7 protein-coding genes are annotated in these 9,086 nt (G+C 63.1%); 4 read left to right on the top strand and 3 right to left on the bottom strand.

Translation table 11 applies throughout. From position 1 onward, the window contains the following. On the bottom strand, positions 1-649 hold a 649-nt coding region (locus tag WBB95_RS13985; protein WP_424488111.1), incomplete at its 3' end, for a peptidase C39 family protein. 211 nt (positions 650-860) lie between these two features. Here WBB95_RS13985 and WBB95_RS13980 point away from each other — a divergent pair. Next, a complete protein-coding gene (locus WBB95_RS13980; RefSeq protein ID WP_424488110.1) occupies positions 861-1,022 on the top strand; it encodes a hypothetical protein in 162 nt (53 codons plus the stop codon). Here WBB95_RS13980 and WBB95_RS13975 read toward each other — a convergent pair. Next, positions 1,019-1,429: a hypothetical protein gene (locus WBB95_RS13975; protein WP_424488113.1), complete on the bottom strand. Its 411-nt coding sequence runs from the start codon at positions 1,427-1,429 to the stop codon at positions 1,019-1,021. The two genes, WBB95_RS13980 and WBB95_RS13975, sit on opposite strands and share 4 nt — an antisense overlap. Positions 1,430-1,668: 239 nt before the next feature. Here WBB95_RS13975 and WBB95_RS13970 point away from each other — a divergent pair, with 239 nt between their 5' ends. From WBB95_RS13970 to WBB95_RS13960, 3 genes are read left to right on the top strand one after another with little or no spacing between them, the layout of a single operon-like run. Continuing rightward, positions 1,669-4,890, top strand: a complete 3,222-nt coding sequence (locus WBB95_RS13970) for an efflux RND transporter permease subunit (RefSeq protein WP_424488109.1) — start codon at positions 1,669-1,671, stop codon at positions 4,888-4,890. Continuing rightward, the gene (locus WBB95_RS13965; RefSeq protein WP_424488108.1) at positions 4,880-6,046 is read left to right on the top strand and encodes an efflux RND transporter periplasmic adaptor subunit; all 1,167 of its coding nucleotides are present in this window, start codon (positions 4,880-4,882) and stop codon (positions 6,044-6,046) included. The genes WBB95_RS13970 and WBB95_RS13965 overlap by 11 nt, the downstream gene beginning before the upstream one ends. A 7-nt stretch (positions 6,047-6,053) precedes the next feature. Beyond that, positions 6,054-7,472: an efflux transporter outer membrane subunit gene (locus WBB95_RS13960; RefSeq protein WP_424488112.1), complete on the top strand. Its 1,419-nt coding sequence runs from the start codon at positions 6,054-6,056 to the stop codon at positions 7,470-7,472. Between the two features lie 221 nt (positions 7,473-7,693). On the opposite strand, the gene WBB95_RS13955 is transcribed toward WBB95_RS13960, so the two are convergent. Beyond that, a complete protein-coding gene (locus WBB95_RS13955) occupies positions 7,694-8,977 on the bottom strand; it encodes a Zn-dependent hydrolase (RefSeq protein ID WP_424488107.1) in 1,284 nt (427 codons plus the stop codon). Positions 8,978-9,086: the final 109 nt, after the last annotated feature.

The following is a 9,086-nucleotide window of genomic DNA, read 5'->3' as shown; positions in this document are numbered from 1 at the left end:
CCAGCACCTTGAGCGCCTGTGCCGCCGCCTGCTCCTGACCGGCCTGGGCGGTGGCATTCGCCGCATCGCGCCAGCGCTGTGCATCGACCTTCGCCGGCAACTGGCTCGGGCGCTGGGTCAGGATCGCCCAGTGGCCGGCGCTCTTCCACGCCGATTCAAAGTCGCTGAAGCTCATCACCAAACGGCGGTCCATCCCCGAGCGCAGCAGCACGGTGCTCTTCTGCTGGTTAAACCCCACCACCACGACATAGCGCGTGCCGGACCACAGGCTCGGGTTGATCCGTGCCATCACCGGGTAACCCGCCGCCACCTGCGCCAGCACGGCCGTCAGTTCGGCGTCCAGCGGGTACACCATCAGCCCGTACTCACGCGCGAGCACCTGCATGTTGCGCTCAAGGTTCGCCTCGGCGCCCGGCAAGTGCAGCGGTTTATCGAGCAGGCCCGGTGTCATGACAATGCCTTGTTGCGACAGCATGCTGGCTAAAGCACTCGGACCGCTCAGATACGCCTCGCTGCGAAAGGTCGGCACGCCATTGAGTTCGACACGCTCCGGCAGGCCTGCAAGCCTCGACGGATGCCCGGAACAGGCCGCAAGCCCCAGCGCGCAGGCCAACAACAAGGAAGTTTTAATGTTCGACCGTAACCGCAATTTTTTACTCTCTTGATCAACTGCCGGTAAGGGCCCTGATCATAGGGCGCGCGGCCACGCGGGTATAGCCTTGAGCCTCAGTAAAACGCCCGCGATAGAGCAAACACGTTGGACGGACACGACCATTGGTCAATAGCAGGCAACCGTGAGGTAGCTAGACTGTCCATTGAGAAGACTGTGTGTGCCCCCAGCGGGGCGAAAGGAGGCCCAGATGAGCCTTGCAACAACGATTTTCCTGTTGATCTGCGGTTGGCTGGCGGTAGCCGCCGCCATGTTGTGGGGGGTGATGCGCGTGACCCGTCGTCACCATCACCCCCACGTCAAACCCGCTGCACCCGCCAAGCCCCGCAGGGCTGCGGTGCATCACGCCTAGCCCGGCATGCAACTGAAGTCCTGAGTCGCTGCGACTTCCTTGCCGTGGCCATCCTTGAGGGAGGCGCGCACGCTAGTGCCCAGGCTGGACTCCACCAGGGTGTAATGTTCGCCCGCCTTGAAATTCTTGTACTCGACCCGGCCCTGGCAGTCCTGCTGGTTGTCGTCGCCTGGCTCTTCTTCAAACAACGTCACGTCAAGACGATGGTCGCCGGGGCTCACTTCAAAGAAGCGGCCATCGTCCACGCGCTTGCCGTCGACTCGCTCAGCCATCAGGTCATTCGGCGCTTCTTCTTTCAGGCCGATCCAGGCTTCGCTCGGGTCGGCTTTCGGCATTGGCCCGGCGCAGGCCGACAACAGCAGCACGGCACCCAGGGCAGGGATCAGCAAAAGTGGTTTAAGTGACAGGTGTTTAAATGACATGGCAGGGCTCCAAAGGACATCAGTAAAGCGATGGACGCGGCTTAAATGTGGCGTGTCCGATGGGCTACAAGCTTGGAGAGCCTGCCTATGTAGAACAAATGAATACATATGAAACGATCTTCAGCCATTAACTAAATGTTCCTTCACCTGGCTGAAAGGTGCGTGTTAGGTGGGTCGGGCAAAACTGCCGGGGTTTGCAATTCTGCTCCTTCGGAGGTTCACGCATGCTCGGGCTGGTAAAGACCGCACTGCAAAAGCCGTACACGTTTATCGTGTTGGCCATATTCATCTGCATCATCGGGCCGATGGCGGCCCTGCGAACCCCCACCGATGTTTTTCCCGATATCGGCATCCCCGTCGTCGCCGTGGTATGGCAATACAACGGTCTTTCACCGGACGCCATGGCCGGCCGAGTGATCTACACCTACGAACGTTCTTTGAGCACCACCGTCAACGACATCGAACACATCGAATCGCAATCGCTGCCCGGCATGGGCATCGTGAAGATCTTCTTTCAGCCCGGCGTGGATATCCGCACCGCCAACGCCCAAGTGACGGCTGTGTCACAAACCGTGCTCAAGCAGATGCCACCCGGCATCACGCCGCCGCTGATCCTCAATTACAGCGCCTCCACGGTGCCGATCCTGCAACTGGCGTTCTCCAGCCCGAGCCTCTCGGAAGCGAAGATCCGCGACCTGGTGCAGAACAACATCCGCTTGCCGTTGAGCGCCCTGCCCGGCCTAGCCATGCCCACGCCAATGGGCGGCAAGCAGCGCCAGATCACCCTGGACCTCGACCCGCAGGCCCTGGCCGCCAAAGGCCTGTCGGCGCAAGACGTGGGCAATGCCCTGGCGCTGCAAAACCAGATTATCCCGGTGGGTACCGCCAAACTCGGCCCCAACGAATACACGATCCTGCTCAACAACAGCCCCAAGGCGATTGACGAGCTGAACGACCTGCCGATCAAGACCGTCGACGGCGCGATCATCACCATCGGCCAAGTGGCCCACGTGCGTGACGGCTCGCCGCCGCAGACCAACATCGTGCGCGTCGATGGCCACCGCGCCGTGCTGATGCCGGCGTTGAAAAACGGCAGTATTTCCACCCTGTCGATCATCGACGGTATCCGCCAGATGCTGCCGCGCATCAACGAGACCCTGCCGCCGTCACTGAAGACCTCGCTGCTGGGCGACGCCTCGGTGTTCGTCAAGCAATCGGTCGGCAGTGTGGCCCAGGAAGGCATCATCGCCGCGCTGCTGACCAGCGCGATGATCCTGCTGTTCCTCGGCAGCTGGCGCTCGACCCTCATCATCGCCGCCTCGATTCCCCTGGCAGTGCTGTCAGCCATCGCGCTGCTGGCGGTCAGCGGGCAAACCCTCAACGTGATGACCCTCGGCGGGCTGGCGTTGGCGGTGGGGATCCTGGTGGACGACGCCACGGTAACCATCGAAAACATCAACTGGCACCTTGAGCAAGGCAAGGCGGTCAAGACCGCGATCCTCGACGGCGCCGCACAAATTGTCGGCCCGGCATTCGTCTCGCTGCTGTGCATCTGCATCGTGTTCGTGCCGATGTTCCTGCTGCAAGGCATCGCCGGTTACCTGTTCCGGCCGATGGCCCTGGCGGTGATTTTCGCCATGGCCAGTTCGTTCATCCTCTCGCGCACCCTGGTGCCGACGCTGGCGATGTTCCTGCTTAAACCGCACGTGCCGGAGCAAGGTGCAGGGCATCACCCGGAAGATGAATTCATCAACCATCACGAAGGTGAACAGCACAAGAAACCGCGCAATGCCGTGCTGCAATCGGTGCTGAATTTCCAGCAAGGCTTCGAGCGTCACTTCTCGAACATCCGCGACACCTACCATGGCCTGCTGCTGTTGGCCCTGGGCAATCGCAAGCGCTTTATCGTCGGCTTCCTGGCCTGCGTGCTGGCCTCGTTCCTGCTGTTGCCGAGCCTGGGCCAGGACTTCTTCCCCGCGACCGACGCCGGTGCCCTCGCCCTGCACGTACGTCTGCCGCTGGGCACACGCATTGAAGAAAGTGCCGCCGCGTTCGACCGCATCGAAGCGCGGATTCGCGAAGTGATTCCCGCCGCAGAACTCGACACCATCGTCGACAATATCGGCATCCCGCTCAGCGGCATCGACATGGCGTACAGCAGCAGCGGTACCATAGGCCCACAGGATGGCGACATCCAAGTCACCCTGAAAAAGGACCACGCACCAACGGCTGATTACGTGAAAAAACTGCGTGAAGCCTTGCCGGAAAGTTTCCCCGGCAGCCACTTCGCGTTCCTGCCCGCCGACATCAGCAGCCAGATCCTCAACTTCGGCGCACCGGCGCCACTGGACGTGAAAATCTCCGGGCGCAGCGATGCGGAAAACCGCGCCTACGCCATAGAGCTTGAACGGCGCCTGCAACATGTACCGGGCATCGCCGACCTGCGCATCCAGCAGTCCACTGGTTACCCGTCGCTGCAGGTGAATGTCGACCGAATGCGCGCCAACGGCTTGGGCATCACCGAGCGTGACGTGACCAACAGCATGGTCGCGTCGCTGGCCGGCAGCTCGCAAACCGCACCGACGTTTTGGCTGAACCCGGCCAACGGCGTGTCGTACTCCATCGTGGCCGCAACGCCGCAGTACCGCCTCGACAGCTTGCCGTCACTGGAAGCCTTGCCGGTGACCGGTGCCGATGGCCAGTCGCAGATCCTTGGCGGCGTGGCGACCATCTCCCGGGTGCAAAGCCCGGCGGTGGTGACCCACTACAACATCGAACCGACCCTGGACCTGTACGCCAACGTGCAAGGCCGCGACCTCGGCGGCGTGGCGCGCGACGTGCAAAAAGTGCTGGATGACACCGCGTCCATGCGCCCCAAAGGCGCCGTCATCAGCCTGCACGGGCAGATCGATGCGCTGCACGAAGCCTTCAGCGGCTTGAGCTTCGGCCTGCTCGGCGCGGTGGTGCTGATCTACCTGCTGATCGTGGTCAACTTCCAGTCCTGGGCCGACCCGTTCGTGATCATCACCGCCTTGCCGGCGGCGATCGCGGGGATCGTCTGGATCCTGTTCCTCAGCGGCACGTCGCTGTCGGTGCCGGCATTGACCGGGGCCATCCTGTGCATGGGCGTGGCCACCGCCAACTCAATCCTGGTGGTGAGCTTCTGCCGTGAACGCCTGGCCGAACATGGCGACGCGATGAAGGCTGCCATGGAAGCCGGCTACACACGGTTCCGCCCGGTGTGCATGACCGCCCTGGCGATGATCATCGGCATGTTGCCGCTGGCCATTTCCGAGGAGCAGAACGCCCCGCTCGGCCGGGCCGTCATCGGCGGCTTGATCTTCGCCACCATCGCCACCCTGTTGTTTGTTCCCGTGGTCTTCAGCCTGGTCCACGGTCGTCACCCTACTCGCGTTGCAGCTGGAGAAACCCCACATGTCGTCTGATCACAAACCCTCGCGCAAGCGTCTGATGCTCATGGGTGTCGGCGGCCTGACACTGGCCGCCCTGTTGGTCGCCAACGGCCTGCACGCCCGCACGCTGCACGAACAGTCGGTCACCGCCTGGACGGAAACGGCCGCTATCCCGCAAGTGATGGTGTTCCAGCCCAAACAGAACGCCGCCGGCGACACCTTGCGTTTGCCCGCGCACCTGGAAGCCTGGAGCAAGGCGCCGATTCACGCGCGCGTCAGCGGCTACTTGAAGGACTGGAAAGTCGACATCGGCAGTCAGGTTAAAGCCGGGCAAGTGCTCGGCGAAATCGACAGTCCCGACCTTGACCAGCAAATGGCGCAAACCCACGCCCGCCTGATCCAGGAACAAGCGAATGCGCGCCTGGCCGAAACCACCGCCACGCGCTGGCAAAACCTGCTGGCCAGCCACTCGGTATCGCGCCAGGAGGCCGATGAAAAAACCTCCAACGCCGCTGCCGCCAAGGCCAACGCCCAGGCTGCCGCTGCCGACTTTGCGCGGCTGTCTGCGCTGGAAAGCTACAAGACCATTCGTGCGCCGTTTGCCGGCACCATCACCGCGCGCAACACCGACATCGGCCAGTTGATCAAGGCCGACACCGACAGCGACCCGGAACTGTTCAACATCGCCGACACCCACCAGTTGCGCCTCTATGTGCCGGTACCGCAGAACTACGCAGCCGTCATCCACCCGGGCCTCGAAGCGGAGCTGACCGTGCCTGAGCACCCCGGCGAGCACTTCAAGGCGCGCCTGATCGGCGACTCCACCGCCATCGACCGCCGCTCCGGCACGCTGCTCGCCCAGTTCGTTGCGGACAATCCCAACGGCGAGTTGCTGCCCGGTGATTACGCCGAAGCCACCCTGCCGATCCCGGCCGACACCCATGGCGTGAGCATCCCGGCCAGCGCGCTGATCTTCCGTGCGCAAGGCACGCAGGTCGCGGTGCTGGACGCGCAAAACCATGTGCACCTGCAAGACATCCACATCGGTCTCGACCTCGGGGCACGCCTGGTGATCGACCAGGGCCTCAACCCCGCCGACCGCGTAATCGACAACCCGCCCGACGCCCTGCGCGAAGGCGACCCGGTGCAACTGGCGGATGCCGGAGGTGCGCATGCGCGCAAGGTTTAAGGTGCCCATACACACAGGGCTTAAACCCCTCGCCGCGTTAGTGCTGCTGGTGTTGCAGGGTTGCTCGATGGCGCCCACTTACAAGGTGCCCACGGTCAACCTGCCTGCGGGGTACCGCGAACAGACCAGCGACGGCCCCTGGCACAGCGCGCAACCGTCCGACCAACTGGCGCCCGACTGGTGGAAGCTCTACAACGATGCGCGCCTGAATGACCTGCAACAGCAACTGCTCAAGGCCAACCCGGACCTGGCGGCAGCGCTCGCGCATTTTGACGCGTCCCAGGCGTATGCCAGCCAACTGCATGCCGGTTTGTTCCCCCAGATTACCGCCAGCGCGCAGCCGTTGCGCCAGCGGCAATCGGATTCGCGGCCGTTGCGCGGGGACACCCAGCCGGCGGTTTACAACAGCAATACCGCCGGCTTTTCACTGAGCTATGACCTGGACCTGTGGGGCAAAATCCGCAACCAGGTCGCGGCCGGCGACGCCCAGGCGCAAGCCTCCGGGGATGACCTCGCCGTGGCGCGCCTGAGCCTGCAACATCAGCTGGCAACGCTGTATGTGCAGCTCAACGGGCTGGATGCGCAGAGCCGGATTCTGAACAGTTCGCTGGACGATTTCAGCCAGGCGCTGCAACTCACTCGCAGCCGTTACGAGGGCCAGATCGCGTCGGAGCTGGACCTGACCCGCGCGCAAAATCAACTCGCCGAAGCCAAGGCGCAACTGGACGAAGTGCGCGGGCAACGCAACCTCACCGAGCATGCCATCGGCGAACTGGTGGGTGTGGCAGCCAGCGATTTCGCGGTGCCGCCCAGCCAGCAGTTGATCGCGTTGCCGGGCATTCCATCGCAGTTGCCAAGCCACTTGCTGCAACGCCGCCCAGACATTGCAGCGGCCGAACGCCGCGTATTTGCGGCCAACGCGAATATCGGCGTGGCGAAGGCGGCGTGGTACCCGGACTTCAGCCTGACCGGGTTGATTGGCGGGCAGACGCAAGGCGTGGGCAACCTGTTGTCCGCCAGCAATCGGTATTGGGCATTGGGGCCATTAGTAAATTTGCCGATCTTTGACGGTGGCCGCCTGAGCGCCAATGAACGCCAAGCCAACGCCGAGTTTGAAGAAGCTTCGGCGCAGTACCGTAGCCGCGTGTTGAAAGCCCTGCGCGAGGTGGAGGACAACCTGGCGCAACTCAGGGATTTGCAGCAGGAGGCCCAGGATGAACAAGCGGCGGCGGATGCGGCGGAACATACGCAATCGCTGGCGATGAACAGCTACCAGGCCGGGGCCGTGAGTTACCTGGATGTGGTGACGGCACAGACGGCGGCATTGCAGGCGCAGCGGACCTTGCAAGCCGTGCAGACGCGGCAGTTGCAGGCGAGTGTGGGGTTGGTGACTGCACTGGGCGGCGGCTGGCAACCCGGCGCCTGACACCGTTGATCGTTCCCATGCTCCGCGTGGGAACGATCAAATGCACTGGCATTCAGCCAGGCTGACCTCGGTTTCCTTGTGGTGAACAGGCTTGCCCTGCGCTGGGCTGCGAAGCGGCCCCATCAGGCGCCGCGTTTTTTTCAGGAGTATTCGGGGGGCTGGTTTTGGGGCTGCTGCGCAGCCCAGCGCAGGGCAAGCGTGCTCACTACAAAAGCATGCGGTCAGGCCGCGAGTTTGCCGCTGGCGATCGCCGCCGACGCCGCCACCATCGCCCTTAACAACACCGCACACCCAGCCGCCAGATCATCCGGCGCGGCGTTTTCGATTTCGTTGTGGCTGATGCCGCCCTCGCACGGCACAAAAATCATCCCGGCCGGGCCGAGTTCGGCGACGAAAATGGCGTCGTGCCCTGCCCCGCTGACGATGTCCATGTTCGACAGCCCCAACCCATTCGCCGCATCACGCACGGCGTCCACGCAGCCTTTGTCGAAGTACAACGGCGGGAAGTCAGCAGTGGGTTCCAGCTCAAACGTCAGCCCATGCTTGGCGCAGGTGTCGTCGATGACTTTACGCACCTCGGCAATCATCGAGTCCAGCCGCGCCGGTTCCAGGTGACGGAAGTCGAGGGTCATGCGCACTTCACCGGGGATGACGTTGCGCGAGCCGGGATACGCCTGCAGGCAACCCACGGTGCCACACGCATGCGGCTGATGCCCCAACGCCGCCGCATTTACCGCCGCCACGACCGCCGCCGCGCCAACCAATGCATCCTTGCGCAGGTGCATCGGCGTCGGTCCGGCATGCGCCTCAACGCCGCGCAGTTTCAGGTCAAACCACTTCTGCCCAAGGGCCCCCAACACCACGCCGATAGTCTTTTTCTCGTCCTCAAGAATCGGGCCTTGTTCGATGTGCGCCTCGAAGTAGGCGCCGACTTTATGCCCACTCTCCGGCCGCGTGCCTGCGTAGCCAATCGCATTCAACGCATCGCCCACGCTGATGCCATCCACATCGACCTTGGCCAAGGTATCTGCCAACGTGAATTTCTCGGCAAACACCCCCGAGCCCATCATGCACGGTGGAAAACGCGAACCCTCTTCGTTGGTCCACACCACCACTTCCAGCGGCGCCTCGGTTTCGATCTTGAGGTCGTTGAGGGTGCGCAGCACTTCCACACCCGCCAGCACGCCGAAGCAGCCGTCGAACTTGCCGCCGGTGGGCTGGGTGTCGATATGGCTGCCGGTCATCACCGGTGGCAGGTCGGGATTGCGGCCTGGGCGGCGGGCGAAGATGTTGCCGATACCGTCGATGGTCACGGTGCAGCCGGCGTCTTCGCACCATTGCACGAAAAGGTCGCGGGCCTTGCGGTCGAGGTCGGTGAGGGCCAGGCGGCACACGCCGCCCTTGGGCGTGGCACCGAGTTTGGCGAGGTCCATCAGTGACTGCCACAGGCGGTCGCGGTTGATGTGCTGATGGGTCGATTGCAGAACGTCCAGGGCAGCGTTCATGGGGATCTCCTCAGGCTGTATTTTTTATTAATCGACTCCATTCCAACCTTGGAACAGGGTCTGAAATGTGGGAGCGGGCTTGCTCGCGAAAGCGGTGGTTCAGTCACCT

The sequence above is a fragment of the Pseudomonas sp. genome (assembly GCF_049645325.1).
In the GTDB taxonomy this organism is placed as follows: domain Bacteria; phylum Pseudomonadota; class Gammaproteobacteria; order Pseudomonadales; family Pseudomonadaceae; genus Aquipseudomonas.
Note: the sequence above shows the minus strand (reverse complement) of the source record. Positions and strands in the feature narration are given on the sequence as shown.

Excerpts from the sequence above, each read along its gene's own strand:
- WBB95_RS13980 (WP_424488110.1), top strand. The coding sequence starts at position 861 with ATGAGCCTTGCAACAACGATTTTCCTGTTGATCTGCGGTTGGCTGGCG.
- WBB95_RS13965 (WP_424488108.1), top strand. The coding sequence starts at position 4,880 with ATGTCGTCTGATCACAAACCCTCGCGCAAGCGTCTGATGCTCATGGGT.
- WBB95_RS13970 (WP_424488109.1), top strand. The coding sequence starts at position 1,669 with ATGCTCGGGCTGGTAAAGACCGCACTGCAAAAGCCGTACACGTTTATC.
- WBB95_RS13955 (WP_424488107.1), bottom strand. The coding sequence starts at position 8,977 with ATGAACGCTGCCCTGGACGTTCTGCAATCGACCCATCAGCACATCAAC.